This window comes from Oceaniglobus trochenteri (assembly GCF_020529025.1).
In the GTDB taxonomy this organism is placed as follows: Bacteria; Pseudomonadota; Alphaproteobacteria; order Rhodobacterales; family Rhodobacteraceae; genus Oceaniglobus; species Oceaniglobus trochenteri.
In genome coordinates, this window is the sequence record NZ_JACNMM010000002.1 from 573,255 (window position 1) to 589,647 (window position 16,393).

At 65.5% G+C, this 16,393-nt stretch carries 19 protein-coding genes; 6 read left to right on the plus strand and 13 right to left on the minus strand.

Annotation, left to right across the window (positions count from 1 at the left end):
* The first annotated feature begins 54 nt into the window (after positions 1-54).
* Entirely contained in the window at positions 55-507 is a 453-nt protein-coding gene (locus H7828_RS03010) for an SRPBCC family protein (protein WP_226779456.1), read from the plus strand.
* Between the two features lie 77 nt (positions 508-584).
* On the opposite strand, the gene betA is transcribed toward H7828_RS03010, so the two are convergent.
* From betA to betI, 4 genes are all read right to left on the minus strand, one after another.
* Positions 585-2,243, minus strand: coding sequence for a choline dehydrogenase (gene betA, locus H7828_RS03015; RefSeq protein WP_226779457.1), 1,659 nt, complete (start codon positions 2,241-2,243; stop codon positions 585-587).
* Between the two features lie 67 nt (positions 2,244-2,310).
* Positions 2,311-3,768, minus strand: coding sequence for a betaine-aldehyde dehydrogenase (gene betB / locus H7828_RS03020; RefSeq protein ID WP_226779458.1), 1,458 nt, complete (start codon positions 3,766-3,768; stop codon positions 2,311-2,313).
* 32 nt (positions 3,769-3,800) lie between these two features.
* Positions 3,801-5,318 (minus strand): choline-sulfatase, encoded by a 1,518-nt coding sequence (gene betC / locus H7828_RS03025; RefSeq protein WP_226779459.1) that lies wholly within the window; start codon positions 5,316-5,318, stop codon positions 3,801-3,803.
* Positions 5,315-5,893, minus strand: a complete 579-nt coding sequence (gene betI, locus H7828_RS03030; protein WP_226779460.1) for a choline-binding transcriptional repressor BetI — start codon at positions 5,891-5,893, stop codon at positions 5,315-5,317. The genes betC and betI overlap by 4 nt, the downstream gene beginning before the upstream one ends.
* Positions 5,894-5,971: 78 nt before the next feature.
* On the opposite strand from betI, the gene H7828_RS03035 reads away from it, so the two are divergent.
* Positions 5,972-6,898, plus strand: coding sequence for a choline ABC transporter substrate-binding protein (locus H7828_RS03035; protein WP_226779461.1), 927 nt, complete (start codon positions 5,972-5,974; stop codon positions 6,896-6,898).
* 4 nt (positions 6,899-6,902) lie between these two features.
* The gene (locus H7828_RS03040; protein ID WP_226779462.1) at positions 6,903-7,232 is read left to right on the plus strand and encodes a TfoX/Sxy family protein; all 330 of its coding nucleotides are present in this window, start codon (positions 6,903-6,905) and stop codon (positions 7,230-7,232) included.
* 37 nt (positions 7,233-7,269) lie between these two features.
* Here H7828_RS03040 and H7828_RS03045 read toward each other — a convergent pair whose 3' ends face one another.
* Complete coding sequence (locus tag H7828_RS03045) at positions 7,270-7,842, minus strand: cytochrome P460 family protein (protein WP_226779463.1); 573 nt, start codon at positions 7,840-7,842, stop codon at positions 7,270-7,272.
* A 137-nt stretch (positions 7,843-7,979) separates the two neighbouring features.
* On the opposite strand from H7828_RS03045, the gene choW reads away from it, so the two are divergent.
* Positions 7,980-8,813: a choline ABC transporter permease subunit gene (gene choW / locus H7828_RS03050; RefSeq protein WP_226779464.1), complete on the plus strand. Its 834-nt coding sequence runs from the start codon at positions 7,980-7,982 to the stop codon at positions 8,811-8,813.
* On the plus strand, positions 8,810-9,826 hold the full coding sequence (gene choV, locus H7828_RS03055; protein WP_226779465.1) for a choline ABC transporter ATP-binding protein: 1,017 nt from the start codon (positions 8,810-8,812) through the stop codon (positions 9,824-9,826). Before choW ends, choV begins: the two co-directional genes overlap by 4 nt.
* Positions 9,827-9,829: 3 nt before the next feature.
* Here choV and H7828_RS03060 read toward each other — a convergent pair whose 3' ends face one another.
* The 5 genes from H7828_RS03060 to ruvC all read right to left on the minus strand — a co-directional run bounded on the left by H7828_RS03060 (position 9,830) and on the right by ruvC (position 13,751).
* Complete coding sequence (locus tag H7828_RS03060; protein WP_226779751.1) at positions 9,830-10,750, minus strand: DMT family transporter; 921 nt, start codon at positions 10,748-10,750, stop codon at positions 9,830-9,832.
* 35 nt (positions 10,751-10,785) lie between these two features.
* Entirely contained in the window at positions 10,786-11,382 is a 597-nt protein-coding gene (locus tag H7828_RS03065) for a LysE/ArgO family amino acid transporter (protein ID WP_226779466.1), read from the minus strand.
* A gap of 156 nt (positions 11,383-11,538) precedes the next feature.
* On the minus strand, positions 11,539-12,567 hold the full coding sequence (gene ruvB / locus H7828_RS03070; RefSeq protein ID WP_226779467.1) for a Holliday junction branch migration DNA helicase RuvB: 1,029 nt from the start codon (positions 12,565-12,567) through the stop codon (positions 11,539-11,541).
* A 3-nt stretch (positions 12,568-12,570) separates the two neighbouring features.
* The gene (gene ruvA, locus H7828_RS03075; protein WP_226779468.1) at positions 12,571-13,245 is read right to left on the minus strand and encodes a Holliday junction branch migration protein RuvA; all 675 of its coding nucleotides are present in this window, start codon (positions 13,243-13,245) and stop codon (positions 12,571-12,573) included.
* The gene (gene ruvC, locus H7828_RS03080; RefSeq protein WP_226779469.1) at positions 13,242-13,751 is read right to left on the minus strand and encodes a crossover junction endodeoxyribonuclease RuvC; all 510 of its coding nucleotides are present in this window, start codon (positions 13,749-13,751) and stop codon (positions 13,242-13,244) included. Before ruvC ends, ruvA begins: the two co-directional genes overlap by 4 nt.
* 306 nt (positions 13,752-14,057) lie before the next feature.
* On the opposite strand from ruvC, the gene H7828_RS03085 reads away from it, so the two are divergent.
* Positions 14,058-14,240 carry a DUF1127 domain-containing protein gene (locus tag H7828_RS03085; protein WP_226779470.1) on the plus strand — a complete coding sequence of 61 codons (183 nt, stop codon included), beginning with the start codon at positions 14,058-14,060 and terminating at the stop codon, positions 14,238-14,240.
* 76 nt (positions 14,241-14,316) lie between these two features.
* On the opposite strand, the gene H7828_RS03090 is transcribed toward H7828_RS03085, so the two are convergent.
* The 3 genes from H7828_RS03090 to H7828_RS03100 all read right to left on the minus strand — a co-directional run bounded on the left by H7828_RS03090 (position 14,317) and on the right by H7828_RS03100 (position 16,221).
* Complete coding sequence (locus H7828_RS03090) at positions 14,317-14,667, minus strand: hypothetical protein (RefSeq protein WP_226779471.1); 351 nt, start codon at positions 14,665-14,667, stop codon at positions 14,317-14,319.
* Positions 14,668-14,947: 280 nt separating this feature from the next.
* A complete protein-coding gene (locus H7828_RS03095; RefSeq protein ID WP_226779472.1) occupies positions 14,948-15,229 on the minus strand; it encodes a hypothetical protein in 282 nt (93 codons plus the stop codon).
* Between the two features lie 122 nt (positions 15,230-15,351).
* Positions 15,352-16,221: a 50S ribosomal protein L11 methyltransferase gene (locus H7828_RS03100; RefSeq protein WP_226779473.1), complete on the minus strand. Its 870-nt coding sequence runs from the start codon at positions 16,219-16,221 to the stop codon at positions 15,352-15,354.
* Between the last annotated feature and the right edge of the window lie 172 nt (positions 16,222-16,393).

Consider the following 16,393-nt stretch of genomic DNA (forward strand, 5'->3'; position numbering starts at 1 on the left):
GCCTTTACGCCCCGCCCACCGCTCTGTAACCCTTAGTCAAACAGGGAGGATTCCATGGAACTCACCGGCAGCCGCATCATCGACGCCGACCGCGCCACCGTCTGGGCGCATCTGAACGACCCCGAAACCCTGCGCGCCTGCATCCCCGGCTGCGAGGAACTGACAGGCAGCCCCGAAGAAGGGTTCGAGGCCGTGGTGAAACAGAAAATCGGCCCGGTGAAGGCCACCTTCAAGGGCAAAGTCACCCTGTCGGACGTGAACCCGCCCGAAAGCTATCGCATCTCGGGCGAGGGCAAGGGCGGCGTGGCCGGCTTTGCCAAGGGCGGCGCCAACGTGGTTCTGGCCGAGGTCGAAGAAGGCACCGAGCTGTCCTATGTGGCGGATGTCGCCATCGGCGGCAAGCTGGCGCAACTGGGCAGCCGGTTGATCGACGGCGTATCGCGCAAGCTGTCGGACGAATTCTTCACCCGCTTCAAGGACCACGTCGAGGGCGGCGCCGAGGAGTGAGGCCGAAGGGGGGCCTTCTGCCCCCCGCGTCGCTGCGCGACGCCCCCCCCGAGGATATTTCAAGACCAAAGATGGACCTATCGTTGTGACGTGCGCCAGGTCGGGTTGATCCAGGCCTCGGCGTTTTCGGCCGGAAGAGGGCCGCGCCCCAGGATATGATCGGCGGCCTTTTCGCCCACCATGATCGACGGCGCGTTCAGGTTGCCGTTGGTGATCTGGGGAAAGACCGAACTGTCGGCCAGGCGCAGCCTGTCGACGCCGATCACCCGGCATTCGGGATCGACCACCGCCCAGGGGTCATCCGCCGCGCCCATGCGGGCGGTGCCGCAGGGGTGATAGGCGCTTTCGACGTGATCGCGGATCACGGCGTTGAGATCCTCGTCACTTTGCACCGCCTTGCCCGGCTGAATCTCGTGCCCCGCGAAGGGGGCGAAGGCCGGTTGCGCGAAAATCTCGCGGGTCAGGCGGATGCAGGTGCGGAATTCTTCCCAATCCTGTTCCTGTGACATGTAGTTGAACCGGATCACCGGCGCGGCCCTGGGATCGTCGCTGCGCAGGGTGACGGTTCCGCGCGAGGCGCTGCGCATGGGGCCGACATGGGCCTGAAAGCCGTGGCCCTCGGCGGCTGCCCGCCCGTCATAGCGCACGGCGATGGGCAGGAAATGGTACTGGATGTCCGGGTATTCGATGCCCGCGCGGCTGCGGATGAAGGCCGCACTTTCGAACTGGTTGCTGGCGCCGGGTCCGGTGCCGGTGAACAGCCAGCGCGCCCCGACATAGGCCTTGCCCAAAAGGTTCCAGTAGCGGAACAGCGAGATCGGCTGGGTCGCGGCCATCTGGACGTAGAGTTCAAGGTGGTCCTGGAGGTTTTCCCCCACGCCGGGACGATCCACCAGAGGCGTGATGCCATGTTCGGCCAGATGCGCCGCCGGACCGATGCCCGAGAGCATCAGCAACTTGGGCGAGTTGATGGACGAGGCGGCGAGGATCACCTCGCGCCGGGCGCGGACGATCCGGCGCTGGCCGCCCCGTTCGATCTCGACCCCGACGGCGCGGCCCTCTTCGATTACCACGCGACAGGCCAGGGCACGCAGCAGATGGCAGTTCGGGCGCTTCAGGGCGGGTTTCAGATAGGCATTGGCGGCCGACCAGCGGCGACCGTTGAAGATGGTCGCCTCCATCGGGCCAAAGCCTTCCTGCTGGCGGCCGTTGTAATCGTCGGTCGCGGGGTATCCGGCCTGCACCCCGGCCTCGACGAAGGCGCGCACCAGAGGATTGTCGCGGCGCCCGCGCGAGACGTGCAGCGGGCCGTCGCTGCCCCGCCAGCCGGGATCGCCGCCGTGGCCGCCATGGTGCCACTGCTCCATGCGCTTGAAGTAGGGCAGGACATCGGCAAAGCCCCAGCCCCTGGCGCCCATCTCGGCCCAGGTGTCGAAGTCGCGGGCATGGCCGCGGACATAGACCATGCCGTTGATGCTGCTGGAGCCGCCGATGACCTTGCCGCGCGGGGTGGCCATGCGGCGCCCGCCGAGGTTGGGTTCGGGTTCGCTGGAATAGCCCCAGTCATAGCGGGGCATGTTCATGGGAAAGGACAGCGCGCCCGGCATCTGGATGAAGGGGCCCGCGTCGCTGCCGCCGTGTTCGACGACAAGGACCGAGGCGCCGCTCTCGCTCAGCCGACAGGCCATGGCGCAGCCGGCGCTGCCCGCGCCGACGATGACGAAATCGGCTTCCATCAGCCTGCTCCTCGGTCCTTCGGTTCCTCATCGCGAAAAGCGACCGAAAGGGAGCGATGAGCGCCGTTCAAAACGGTGCCTCGACATCGCCCATGGCCACATAAACCGAGCGGACCTGGCTGTAGTGGTTGATCGCTTCCTTCGAGTTCTCGCGCCCCACGCCGCTGGCCTTCACGCCGCCGAAGGGCGCCTCGACCGGGGCCAGGTTGTAGGTGTTGATATAGCATGTGCCCGCCTGAAACCCCTGCGCCACGCGATGGGCGCGGGTCAGATCGCGGGTGAAGACCCCGGCCGCCAGCCCGAATTCGGTGGCATTGGCGCGGGCCATCACCTCGTCCTCGGTGTCGAAATCCAGCACCGACAGGACGGGGCCGAAAATCTCGTCGCGGGCGATTGTCATCTCGTCGGTCACGTCGGTAAAGACCGTGGGTTCCAGGAAAAACCCCTCGCGTTCGGCCCGCCCGCCGCCATGGGCCAGGGTCGCGCCCTCGGCCTGGCCCTTCTCGATGAAGCCCTGCACGATTTGCATCTGCCGTTCACTGACCATGGGGCCGAAATTCACCGCGGGGTCCAGCGGATCGCCCATCACCACCCCCTTCAGCCTTTCGCACAGCCGCGCCACGAAAGCGTCACGCAGTCCGCGCTGCACGAAGACCCGGGTGCCGTTCGAGCAGACCTGACCGGAGGAATAGAAATTGCCCAGGATCGCGCCCGAAACCGCCTTTTCCAGGTCGGCATCCTCGAAGATCACCATGGGGGATTTGCCGCCCAGCTCCATCGTGACGTGTTTCATGCCCTCGGCGGCTGCCGCATAGACGCGCCGGCCCGTGGGGACGGAACCGGTAAGCGATACCTTGGCCACCCTGTCATCGGTGACAAGCGCGGCGCCGACCGCGCCCATGCCCTGCACCACGTTGAAGACACCCGGCGGCGCGCCTGCCTCGATCAGGATCTCGGCCACCTTCAGGGCGCAGAGCGGCGTGGTTTCGCTGGGCTTGAACACCATGGTGTTGCCGCAGGCCAGCGCCGGGGCGGCCTTCCAGCAGGCGATCTGGGTGGGATAGTTCCAGGCCCCGATCCCGACGCAGACGCCCAGCGGTTCGCGCACGGTATAGACCCAGTCTTCGCCCAGGCGGATATGTTCGCCGGTCAGGCTGCCGGCAAGGCCGCCGAAATACTCCAGCGCATCGGCACCGCTGGTGGCATCGGCCACGCTGGTTTCCTGATAGGGTTTGCCGGTGTCCAGCGTTTCAAGCACCGACAGATCGTGGTTGCGGTCGCGCATGATGTCGGCGGCGCGGCGCAGGATGCGGCCACGCTCGGTTCCGGTCATCGCGGACCATTGCGCGCCGGCCCGTTCGGCGGCGGCGAGGGATTGTTCGATTATTGCAGGCGTAGCCGCGTGCAGACGGGCGATTTGCGCACCGGTTGCGGGATAAATGCAATCGATCGGATCGCCGCTTTCGTCCTCGACATACTGTCCGTCGATGAAATGGCTGGCAGTGGGCTGGGCATCATGGGGCATGGTTTGGGTATTTTCATCAGCAAAAGGCAGGGTCATTCGCCCCGGGGAAAGCGGGCAGTCTCTTCGACGGTGTTCAGGTCCATGTGGTTGCGCATGAAACGGTTCGCGGCGTCCTGCCGCGGCTGGAAATCCCATGGGGCATAGCTGCCCTGGCGCAGGGCATCGTAGACCACCCAGCGGCGGGCCTGGCTGGCGCGCACCTCGGCGTCGAACTGCTCCAGGTCCCAGCGGGCGGCAGCGGCCCGGCGGAAGTTCTCGAGCGTCTTCGCATGGGCCGGATCGTCCAGCAGGTTGGTCAGTTCGTCGGGGTCGGATTCAAGATCGAAAAGCTGTTCGGGATCGAGCGCGCAGTTGATGTATTTCCACCGCCCCTGACGCAGAGCGACCAGCGGCGAATAGGAGGCCTCGGCGGCATATTCCATCATCACCGGTTCATGGCGGACCGTGCCGCGGGCCAGCGGCATCAGGCTTTGCCCGTCGGTGAAGGGCATGACCTGGGCCAGATCCAGCCCCGCGAGATCGCAGAGCGTGGGGCAGATATCCAGCGTGCTGACCGGCGTGTCGAACCGGCCCACGGGCACGCCCGGCCCGCTGATCATCAGCGGCACCCGCGACGAGCCTTCGAGGAAATTCATCTTGAACCACAGGCCCCGTTCACCCAGCATATCGCCGTGATCCGAAACCAGCACGATCACCGCCTCTTGCCGGGTGCCTTCCAGCGCCGTCAGAACCTCGCCGATCTTGTCGTCGAGATAGGAGATATTGGCGAAATAGGCCCGGCGCGAGCGTTGCACGTCCGTCTCGGAGATGTCGAAATCGCGCCAGTTGTTGGCGTCGAAGATGCGTTGCGAATGCGGGTCATGGTCGTCATAGGTCATGGCCGGAACCCGGGGCGACAGGTGTTCGCAATCCTCGTAGAGATCCCAGTATTTCTTCCGCGCGACATAGGGGTCGTGGGGATGGGTGAAGCTGACGGTCAGGCACCAGGGGCGGTCATCCTTGCCGCGCGCCAGGTCATAGACCTTGCGGGTGGCGTGATGGGCCACCTCGTCGTCGTACTCCATCTGGTTGGTGATCTCGGCCACGCCCGCGCCGGTGACGCTGCCCATGTTGTGATACCACCAGTCGATCCTTTCGCCCGGTTTGCGGTAATCCGGGGTCCAGCCGAAATCGGCCGGGTAAATATCTGTGGTCAGGCGTTCTTCGAAGCCGTGCAGCTGGTCGGCGCCGACAAAGTGCATCTTGCCCGAAAGGCAGGTCTGGTAACCGCCGCGCCGCAGGTGGTGGGCGAAGGTCGGCATGTCCGAGGGGAAGGCCGCCGCGTTGTCGTAGACGCCCGTCTTGCTGGGCAGAAGCCCGGTCATGAACGACGCGCGGCTGGGCCCGCAGAGCGGCGAGGCGCAATAGGCGTTGGAAAACCGGGCCGAGCGCGCCGCCAGCCGTTTCAGGTTGGGCGCGTGCAGCCAGTCTGCGGGGCCATCCTCAAACAGCGTGCCGGTCAGTTGGTCCACCATGAAGACCAGGATGTTGGGAGAGGGTTTCGTGTTCATGTCCGCTTCTCGATCAGGCGGTCGGCCACGTCCATGACGCTGGCGGCCGCGGTTTCACCTTCCATCCCCTCGCCCAGGGCCGCCCGCAAGTACAACCCGTCGATCAGCGCGCCCAGAAGCCGCGCCACGTCTTCGGCCCGCCCACCGCAAAGCGGGCGCAATTCATGCAGCAGGTTCGAACGCAGGCGCCGTTGATAGACCGACAGGAGCCGCCCCGGTTCGGGAAGGGTATGGGCCTGGACATAGAAGGTCAGCCAGGCCGCGATGACATCGTGGCGAAAGTTGCCCGGTTCGAAATTGGCCCGCACGATCCGTTCCAGCCGGTCGCGCGGGTCGGTCGCACCGATCAGCGCACCGCGCACCGAGGCGCCGTAGATCGTCAGGATATGGCGCATCGCGGCCAGGAATATCTGATCCTTGCCGCCGAAATAATGATGTGCCAGCGCGGTCGACATGCCGGCGCGGCGGGCGATCTGGCCCACCGTCACGTCCAGAGATCCGGCCTGCCCGATCTCTTGTATCGTCGCTTGGACCAATGCGTTGCGCCTGATAGGCTCCATCCCAACCTTGGGCATTTCTCTCTCCGGGTGTTGCCAGACAAGGCTAAATGTATTTTAACTGACCCGTCAATCAATAAAACCAGGGAGCTTCCCATGATGCTGAAATCCGCCCTTTCCGCCCTTGCGCTGACCGCCACGGCGGGTGTCGCGCTGGCCGATTGCGAAACCATCACCTTCGCCGATGTCGGCTGGACCGACATCACCGCCACCACCGCCGCCACCACCGTCGTGCTGGACGCGCTGGGGTATGACACCGACATCAAGGTTCTTTCGGTGCCGGTGACCTATACCTCAATGGCCGATGGCGACATCGACGTCTTCCTGGGCAACTGGATGCCCACCATGGAAGCCGACATCGCCCCCTACCGCGAGGCCGGCACCGTCGACACCGTGCGCGCCAACCTTGAAGGCGCCAAGTACACGCTGGCCGTGAACAAGGCCGCCGCCGACATGGGCATCAAGTCATTCGGTGACATCGCCGCGCACAAGGATGCGCTTGAGGGCAAGATCTACGGGATCGAGCCGGGCAATGACGGCAACCGCCTGATCATCGACATGATCGAGGGCGGCGCTTTCGACCTGGCCGGCTTCGAGGTGGTGGAATCCAGCGAACAGGGGATGCTGGCGCAGGTCGCCCGCGCCAACCGCCGGGACGAACCCGTCGTCTTCCTGGGGTGGGAGCCGCACCCGATGAACGCCGCCTTCGACATGGAATACCTGACCGGTGGCGATGATTTCTTCGGCCCGAACCTGGGGGGCGCGACGGTCTATACCAACACCACCGCCGGGTTCACCGAGGAGTGCAAGAACGTCGGCACCCTGCTCAAGAACCTCGCCTTCTCGCTTGAGATGGAGAACGAGATCATGGGCGCGATCCTGAACGACGGCAAGGCGCCCCGCGCCGCCGCCACAGAGTGGCTGACCGCCCATCCCGGCGTTCTGACCGGCTGGCTTGACGGTGTCGCCACGGTCGATGGCAAGCCGGGCGAAGCCGCCGTGCGTGCCGACCTGGGGTTGTAAACCCGTGGCATCGCAACAGGGCACTGTCGATTTCATCGTCGGACAGATGGCAGGCGCCGGCACGGTCAGCGCCCGCCCGATGTTCGGGGAATACGGTGTCTATTGCGAAGGCAAGTTCATCGGCGTCATCTGCAACGACCGGCTGTTCGTGAAACCCACGGCAGCCGGTCGCGCCCATGGCGTCGATCTTCCCGAAAAGCCCGCCTACGAAGGGGCCAAGCCCAGCCTGGCCGTGCCCGAAGACCGGGTCGAGGATGCCGATTGGCTGGCCGGGCTGATCCGCGCCACCTGGGGCGATCTGCCTGCCCCCCGGGCGAAAAAGAAGAAGGCCTGACAGGGTGGAACGTGCCCTCCCCGTCAGGCCGATCGCATTATTCAGCGCCCAGGCGCACCTCTTCCAGCGGATAGGCCAGGCTGTCGCGGTAATCCCAGTTCAGATGGCATCCGGCGCAAAAGCCCTGGCTGATGCCCATGGCCTTGCCGTTGGGCTGAAGCGCGTCATAGCGCCAATCGCCCGCCTCGGGCGCGCCGCCCTTCTCAAGCTTGGTCATGATGAACAGCGGCCCGACCCGCGCCTTGCCATCCTTGAGCGAAAAGCTCTCTTTCGCCAGGACCGCACCGACCGGCATGGCGTCGAACTCCTCGGCGAACTTCAGGTATTGTTCGGCCGCGATGTCATTGGCGAAGGTCTGCAGGAACCGCTCACCATGGGGGCCGGCCACCGCGGGGCGGGTCGAGGTGACCTGCCATTCGCGATACTGCGTTCCCACGCTGTCGCCCTCGGCGGCATATTGCGCCGCCATCGTTCCTTCGATGCAATCGTAAAGCGCCGCGACCGCCGCAGCATCAAGATCAAAGGCGTCTCCCTCGGCGGTGCAGTCCTGCGCAAGGGCGCCTGTCGTGGTCGCGATGGTCAAGGTGGTGGCAAGCAGCAGTGGTTTCATCCGGAACATTCCCTGTTTTTATGGTTTGTCGCGCCCGAGGCTGGCAGAGCCCGCGACATTTTGCACCAAACGCCGTTGCACGTTCGCGTGACGCCCCTGCAACAATTCACCCCCTTTCCAAAGGATGCCCGCCCCACATGAACTGGATCACCGAAGCGAAAATTCCCGTCGGACAGGGCGCGCGCGCCGTCTTCGACTGGCTTCAGGACAACGGCGCATGGTTCTTCGATGCGCTGGCCGATTTCATGGACGACGTGATCGACGGCATCCTGTGGCTGTTCCTGGCGCCCCCGCCCCTTGTCATCATTGCGGCCTTCGTCGCACTGACCTGGGCCTTGCAGCGCAACTGGAAGGTCTGCCTTCTGGTCCTGCTGGGGTTCCTGTTCATCCTGAACCAGGGCTACTGGGAGGCGACGATGGAAAGCCTCACCCTGGTTCTGTCGGCCTGCGTCGTCTGCATGGGGGTGGGCGTGCCCATCGGCATCGCCGCCGCGCACCGCCCCAGGCTTTACCGCGCGATGCAGCCCATTCTCGACCTGATGCAGACGCTGCCCACCTTCGTCTACCTTATCCCGACGGTGATCTTCTTCGGCATCGGCACCTTCGCGGGCCTTGTGGCTACCATCGTTTTTGTGCTGCCCGCCCCGATCCGGCTGACGCAACTGGGGGTGGCGCAGACACCGCTGCCGCTGCTTGAGGCGGCGCAGGCCTTTGGCGCCACGAAACGCCAGATCCTCTGGAAGGTCGAACTGCCCTCGGCCTTTCCCCAGATCATGGCCGGGCTGAACCAAACGATCATGCTGTCGCTGTCGATGGTGGTGATCGCCGGACTGGTGGGGGCCGACGGCCTGGGCATCCCGGTGGTGCGGGCGCTCAACACGGTGAACGCCGCGCTGGGGTTTGAATCGGGCTTCGTCATCGTCGTCGTCGCCATCATGCTGGACCGTATGCTGAGGGTGAACCGCAAATGACCGAGGCCGTGATTTTCGACAATGTCAGCATCGTCTTCGGCGAAACCCCCGAAACCGCCCTGCCCCTGATGGACGCAGGCCAGGAGCGGGCGCAGATCCAGGCCGAAACGGGCCAGGTGCTGGGGGTGCACGATTGTTCGCTGACCGTGCAGACCGGTGAGATCCTGGTGCTCATGGGCCTCTCCGGGTCGGGCAAATCCACCCTACTGCGGGCGGTCAACGGGCTGAACCCGGTGGTGCGCGGGTCGGTCACGATCAACGATGGCGACTGGACCTGCGATGTGACCCACGCCAGCAATGCCGACCTGCGCCGGGTCAGGCGCGAATGCGTGTCCATGGTGTTTCAGCAGTTCGGCCTGCTGCCCTGGCGCAGCGTGCGTGAAAACGTCGGCCTGGGGCTGGAGCTGGCCGGGATGCCCAAGGATCAGCGCCACGCCAAGGTCGAAGAGCAACTGGCGCTGGTGGGTCTGGCGGAATGGGCCGACAGGCGGGTGGGCGATCTGTCGGGCGGCATGCAGCAGCGCGTGGGCCTGGCCCGCGCCTTTGCCACCGATGCGCCGATCCTTCTGATGGACGAACCGTTCAGCGCGCTTGACCCGCTGATCCGGGCGCGGCTTCAGGATGAATTGCTGGACCTGCAAAAGAAGCTGAACCGCACCATCGTGTTCGTTTCCCACGACCTGGACGAGGCCTTCAAGATCGGCAACCGCATCGCCATCATGGAGGGCGGGCGGATCGTGCAGCACGGCACCCCGCGCGACATCTTCCAGGCCCCGGCCAACGAATACGTCGCCGAATTCGTGGCGCACATGAACCCGCTTGGCGTTCTGACAGCGCGCGACGTCATGGATGCCGCCACCGCCGAAACCCGGCGCAGCACGCCCGCCGACACACCCATCGCGGATATCCTGCCGCTGTTCGAAACCGACCCCGAACCGATATCGGTCCGCGAGGACGGAAAGGAGCTGGGCCAGATCACGCCCACCTCGGTAATGAACCGGCTTGCGCCCTGAGGGCTAGTGGTGGTCGGCGGCCAGCCGGGTGGCGCGCCGTTTCATCATCGCCTCGCGCCAGGTGATGAAACTGACCGATCCCAGGATGATCACGCCGCCCAGGATCACCCAGCCGTCCAGCCCCTCGTCGAACACCGCCCAGCCCAGGGCCGAGGCCCAGACAAGCTGCAGGAAGGTCACCGGCTGCGTCACCGTCACGGGGGCGGCGCGGAAGGCCAGGGTCATCGTCAGGTGCGCGCAGGTGGCCAGCACCGCCACCAGCATCAGCCAGGCCAGTTCGATCAGCGTGGGCGTCACCCAGTTCAGCGCCGCCAGGGGCGCCAGACCGATGGTCACCGTGATCGACAGCATGGCCACCACCACCGTAGGGTTCTGGCGGTCTGCCATCACCTTGGCCACCAGGTAGGACATGGCAAAGAACACCGCCGTGCCCAGCATGGCAATATGCCCCGGGTCCAGCGCCCGCACTCCCGGCCGCAACACGATCAGCGCGCCGATCAGTGCGCAGACCACCGCGATGATCCGCCGCGCCGCCAGCCTTTCGCCCAGAAACAGCGCCGCCCCAAGGGTCACGTAGACCGGTGAGAGATAGTTCATCGCCGTCACCTCGGCGATGGGAATGCGCGTCATGGCAAAGAACCACAGCACAACCCCCAGCGTATGCGCCGCCCCCCGCAGCGAAAACAGCCCGATCGCGCGCCGGTCAAGGCGCGCCGCCCGCAACGCCGGCAGCATCGGCAACAGGAACAACAGCCCGAGGGCGTAGCGCAGAAATGCCGCCTCGGCCGCCGGAATCCGCCCGCCCAGGTGCTTGACCACCGCCGTCACCCCAACGAACAGGATGCCGGTGATGACCATCCACAGCACGCCGACAACCGGCCCCGCCCCCTCCGCCGGGGGTGGGGCGGACCGGGGCTGCGCCATGGCGACCGGTTCCGTCTGCCGTTGAAAATCATCGCTCATGTCATCACCAATCCCGCCGCCAGCGCCCACATCACGCATCCGATTCCCGCATCCAGTACCCGCCAGGCGCCCGGGCGGGCAAAGACCGGGCGCAGCAGCCCCGCCCCATATCCCAGCGCGAAGAAGAAGACGAAAGAGGCACAGACCGCCCCAAGGCCAAAGGCCCAGCGGTGCCACTGCGCCGCAACCGACCCCAGAAGAACCACCGTGTCGAGATAGACATGGGGGTTCAGCCAGGTCAGCGCGAGGCAGGTCGCAAGGGCCGAACCCAGGCTGCCGACCGGCGCCTGCGCCGCCTCGAGTTGCCCACCGCCCCGCCATGCGGCACGAAAGGCCAGGGCGCCATAGACGAACAGGAAGGCCGCACCGGCCCAGCGCATCAGCGGCCCGATCCAGGGCGCCGCCTCGATCAGCCAACCGAACCCCGCCACCCCCGCGACGATCAGAACCGCATCGCTCAGCGCGCAGGTCAGGCAGATGGCAAAGACATGCGCTCCGCGCAACCCGGCCCGCAGCACGAATGCATTCTGGGCGCCAATCGCCAGGATCAAGGAAAGCCCCAGGCCAAACCCGGCGACAGCAGACTGTATCATGCCCGAAGGGTTAGGCCCGCGGGCAGGAAAGGTCCAGCCTCCAGGGCAATGCACCGCCCTGCCCATCTTTGGTCCGAAAAAATCCTCGGGGGGAGTCGCCGCAGGCGACGGGGGGCAGAAGGCCCCCCGCTGCACCCGCCGTGACGCGCCAATCCCTCATCCCTCGAACAGATCGCTTTGTCCCGTCGCGCGCGGCATGGGCAGGCCCAGGTGCGCCCAGGCCTTCTGGGCCAGCATCCGGCCACGCGGGGTGCGCTGGATCAGGCCCTGTTGCAACAGGAACGGCTCGATCACCTCTTCCAGCGCATCGCGGCTTTCCGACAGCGCGGCCGAAAGCGTCTCCACCCCCACCGGGCCACCCTGATAGCTTTCGGCGATCAGGGACAGGTAGCGCCGGTCCGCGCCGTCCAGCCCCAGGTGATCGACCCCCAGCCGCCGCAGGGCCGAATCCGCGATCTCGCGCGTCAGGGTGCCGTCGCCCTCGACCAGGGCGAAATCCACCACCCGGCGCAACAGCCGCCCGGCGATCCGGGGCGTCCCCCGCGCCCGGCGGGCGATCTCGCGGGCGCCGTCGTCCTGGGCGCGAATGCCCAGCAACCGGGCCCCGCGGGTGACGATCTGGTGCAACTCGTCCACCGTGTAGAACTGAAGCCGGACAGGGATGCCGAACCGGTCGCGCAGCGGCGTGGTCAGCAGGCCCAGCCGCGTGGTGGCCCCGACCAGGGTAAAGGGCTGCAATTCGATGCGCACGGTGCGCGCGGCCGGCCCTTCACCGATCACCAGGTCCAGTTCGAAATCCTCAAGCGCTGGGTAAAGCACCTCTTCCACCACCGGGTTCAGGCGGTGGATCTCGTCGATGAACAGAACGTCCCGCGCCTCGAGGTTGGTCAGGATCGCCGCCAGGTCACCGGGCCGGGCCAGGACGGGGCCGCTGGTCATGCGGAAATTGACCCCCAGTTCGCGCGCCATGATCTGCGCCAGGGTCGTCTTGCCCAGCCCAGGAGGCCCGTGAAACAGGGCGTGGTCCATGGCCTGTTCGCGCATCTTCGCGCTTTCGATGAAGACGCGCAGGTTGGCGCGCGCCTCGGCCTGGCCGATGAATTCGTCCAGCGCCTGTGGGCGCAGGGCACGGTCGGCATCCTCGGGAAGCCGGTCGGGCCGCAGTGCCGGATCAGGGGTTTCCATGGCTTATCCCTTCGGCGCCAGAAGGCGCAGCGCGGCGCGGATCAGTGCCGGGGTCGTCGCCTCGGGATCGTCGCCCGCCGCCTCGGCCACGGCGCCGGCGGCCTCTCCGGGGGCATAGCCGAGGTTGGTCAGCGCCGACAGCGCCTCGGCCTGGGCCGCGCCCGAGGTGCTTCTTGCCGGGGCCGGACGGGCGCGGGCGGGCGCCTTGGCCGGCGCCTCGACACCCTCGTCGTCCAGCACTGGCGCAGCATCGCTTCCCCCGCCCATGGCCATGACGGCGGGTGCCTTGTCCTTCAACTCGTTCACCACGCGCTGCGCGATCTTCGGGCCGACCCCCTGTGCCGCCTTCACGGCGTTCCAGTCACCCAGGGCGATCGCCCGGCCCACACCCTCGGGGCCAAGGGCGCTGAGAATTGCCATCGCGGCCTTCGCGCCGATCCCCTGCACCGAGATCAGCAGGCGATACCATTCCTTCTCGATCAGGGTCGGGAAACCGAAAAGCTGCAACAGATCCTCGCGCACCAGAAGATCGGTATAAAGCGCCGTCGCCTCGCCCACTCCGGGCAGCGCCATCAACGTCCGCTCCGAGACATGCACGATATAGCCGACACCGCGCACATCGATCAGGACGTGGTCGGCCCCGCGATGGTCGATGCGCCCTGCAATCCGCCCGATCATCGCACAGCCCCGGCCACGGCGCGGGCCATCTTGTCGCCCGTCTGGCGGTGAAAGGCGTGACAGATGGCAATCGCCAGCGCATCGGCCGCGTCCGGCCCCGCAATCACCACGCCCGGCAGCTGCATCCGCACCATGTGATCGACCTGCGCCTTTGCGGCATGGCCCACCCCCACCACGGTTTTCTTCACCTTGTTGGGGGCATATTCGCCCACGTCCAGCCCCGCCTGGGCGGGCACCAAAAGGGCAATGCCCCGCGCCTGGCCCAGCTTCAGGGTCGCGACGGCGTCCTTGTTCACGAAGGTCTGTTCCACGGCGGCGGTGTTGGGGGCGTATCTGGCCAGAACGGCGCTCAGCTGGGAATGGAGGGACAGAAGGCGCATGGCCAGATCCTCGCGCGGGGAGGATGTGCAATGGCCGTTGGCCACATGGCGCAGGCGTGGACCGTCCACGTCGATCACCCCCCAGCCCAGGGTTCTCAGCCCCGGGTCGATTCCCAAAACGCGCATCGCTGTACCTGCTCTTGTTGCTTTTGCGCCACCCCTAGCACGAAAGGCGAACATCCGCCAAGGGTTTCGGTTTTCACCCTCCTGCGTTCATGCCCGATCAGCAGTCCGGATGCGGCATTTCAAAGGCCGGAAGCGACACGCCCGGCGCGGAAATAAATTGAATATCATCAAAAACTTATACCGCATCCAGACATGCAGGCAGCGCATGGATGACATGCAGAAATGCGGCTTGCCCAAAATTCCGGCCATCCCTAACTGCGCCCTCAGAACAGCAGCCCCGACACCCCTTGCCCGAAAGCCATTGCCATGACCACCCTCGACACCACCCGCACCGCAGGTTCCGGCCGTACCTGGAAATTCCTCTCCGCTCTCGTTTCCTCGCTCATCACCTGGAACGACCAGCGCGTCACCCGCAAGGCGCTGTCGCGCCTCACCAACCGCGAACTTGACGATATCGGCCTGGTGCGCGGCGACATCGATTCCATCTGACCGCGATGATCCCCACAACGAACGAAAGGCCGCACGGGCACCCCTGTAGCGGCCTTTTTCATGTGCGCGGGCAGGACTATTTCAGATAGGGGCGCAGTTGATCGGCCATGGCGCTGGTCACCGGATCGGCCTGCATGATCCAGCCGCCCGCACGTTCAACCAGGCTGCCCTCAGCCAGGCGCGCGACCCGCTCGCCATAGGCTGTCGGGCCGTCCTGGGCCAGCATCAAGGCCTTGGCCCCCAGAACCAGCGCGAGAATCACCAACAGCCCGCGAAACGGAAGGCCACTGCCGCCCCGTCGCCGACGCACGGTCAGAAGACCATCGGGGCCGATCTGCATGGTCCCGCCATGGCGGGCGATGGCACGATGCTCGCGCACGATCTGACGGCTACGTTTTTCAAACGAAGGAGATGACGTGAAAGACATGGCAGTGTCTCGATCCTGACTATCGGCCCCCACCGACATGGTCATTAGACGCCACAAATAAGGCCGCAATATGGCAATTGCGCTGAATTATGGCCGAATTTATCACGTCTTCACCGAACTCGCGCAATTGGCACAGCCTTCCCGCAAAACAAAAGGCCGCCCCGGGACAATGGGACGGCCTTGCGTGAAACCGGAACGGTATTTGCGACGGACAACCGCAAATAGAATCTACACCGCTCAAGTTAACTTAACATTGCGCCCGGCGCAGGTGTAGCCCCATTCAACGAAAAATTGCACCGGCCAGGCGATCGAAAACCGAACCCTCCTGCATCGCCGACAGCGCGACATCAAAGGCCTGGGGGCCGATGGCCGACAGAACCAGCGCCTTGCCGACGAAAAGAAGAACAAGAAGGAAAAGGACGCAGGCGACAAATGCCAATGCGGGGCGGGGCGTGCGGGCGGCAACCATGCCGTCGCCGGTCAATTTCATTCCGGCGCAGCGGGCCACAACCTGATTATGACGAATTACAATACGGTTCGTTTCAAATGTGATGGCAGACATGGCAGTGTCTTCTTTCGGTATCGGCCCCCACCGACAAAGGCAGAATACAGCCTCAATTGTGGCATAAGTTGGGCAGAAACCACCAATTGAGGCCAAATTCGTGAGAAATGCGTCGCTTCGGCCTATTCGCGTCGCATTGTGAGGGTTGACCAGTCAACAATATCCTCGCGATGGGCAAGACTGTATCCCGCGGCGGAATAAACGGCGATAACCTCTTCGGCCTGTTCCACCAGAAGGCCCGAGAGAATCACATGCCCCCCCTTCGCCGTCGATTCGGCCATCGAGGGCGCCAGGTCGATCAGCGGCCCCTTGAGGATATTGGCGAAGACCAGATCGAAAGGCGCCGCCGCCGCCAGGGTCGGATGGTCAAAGCCCGCCGCCTCGACACAGATCACCTTCTCCGACAGCCCGTTCACCGCCGCATTGGCCTCTGCCACCTCGACGGCAACCGGGTCGATGTCGCTGGCCAGCACGGGGCGCGGCCAGACATGGGCCGCCGCCATGGCCAGAACCGCGGTGCCACAGCCGATGTCGGCCACGTTGCGCGCCTCGATCCCCGCGTTCATCAACCTGTCCAGCGCCCTCAGGCACCCCAGGGTCGTGCCGTGGTGCCCGGTGCCAAAGGCCATCGCCGCCTCGATCAGAAGCGGCACGCAATCCTCGGGCACCTTGTCGGCGTCATGGCTGCCATAGACAAAGAACCGCCCGGCCTGCACCGGCACCAGCTCCCGGCGCACCTTGGCCACCCAATCGGTGTCGGGCAGCTCGCTCACGGCAAAGGGCCGGGCACCATAGGCCGCCGCCAAGAGGCTCAGCGCCACCTCGTCGGGGGCCTCGGTGAAATAGCCGCCAACCTCCCAGAGACCCGAGCCATCCTCCATCTCGAAGACGCCCACACCATCGGGCGTGGGGTCCATTTCTTCCATGCTCTCGGCCAGAGCGCGCGCCTTTTCGCCATCGGCAAGGGTCGTGAGGGCAGTAAACGTGGGCATGTCGGGCCTCCGGGGTTGTGACAGGTCCGCTTACCCACCCCCCCGGGTTCCGTCAATCACCCCATCTTTGGTCGGAAAATATCCTCGGGGGGAGTCGCGCAGCGACGGGGGGCAGACAGCCCCCCTGCCCCCTTTCCAGAAAGGCGCCTCCGGCGGGAGTTTTTCAGGCAAG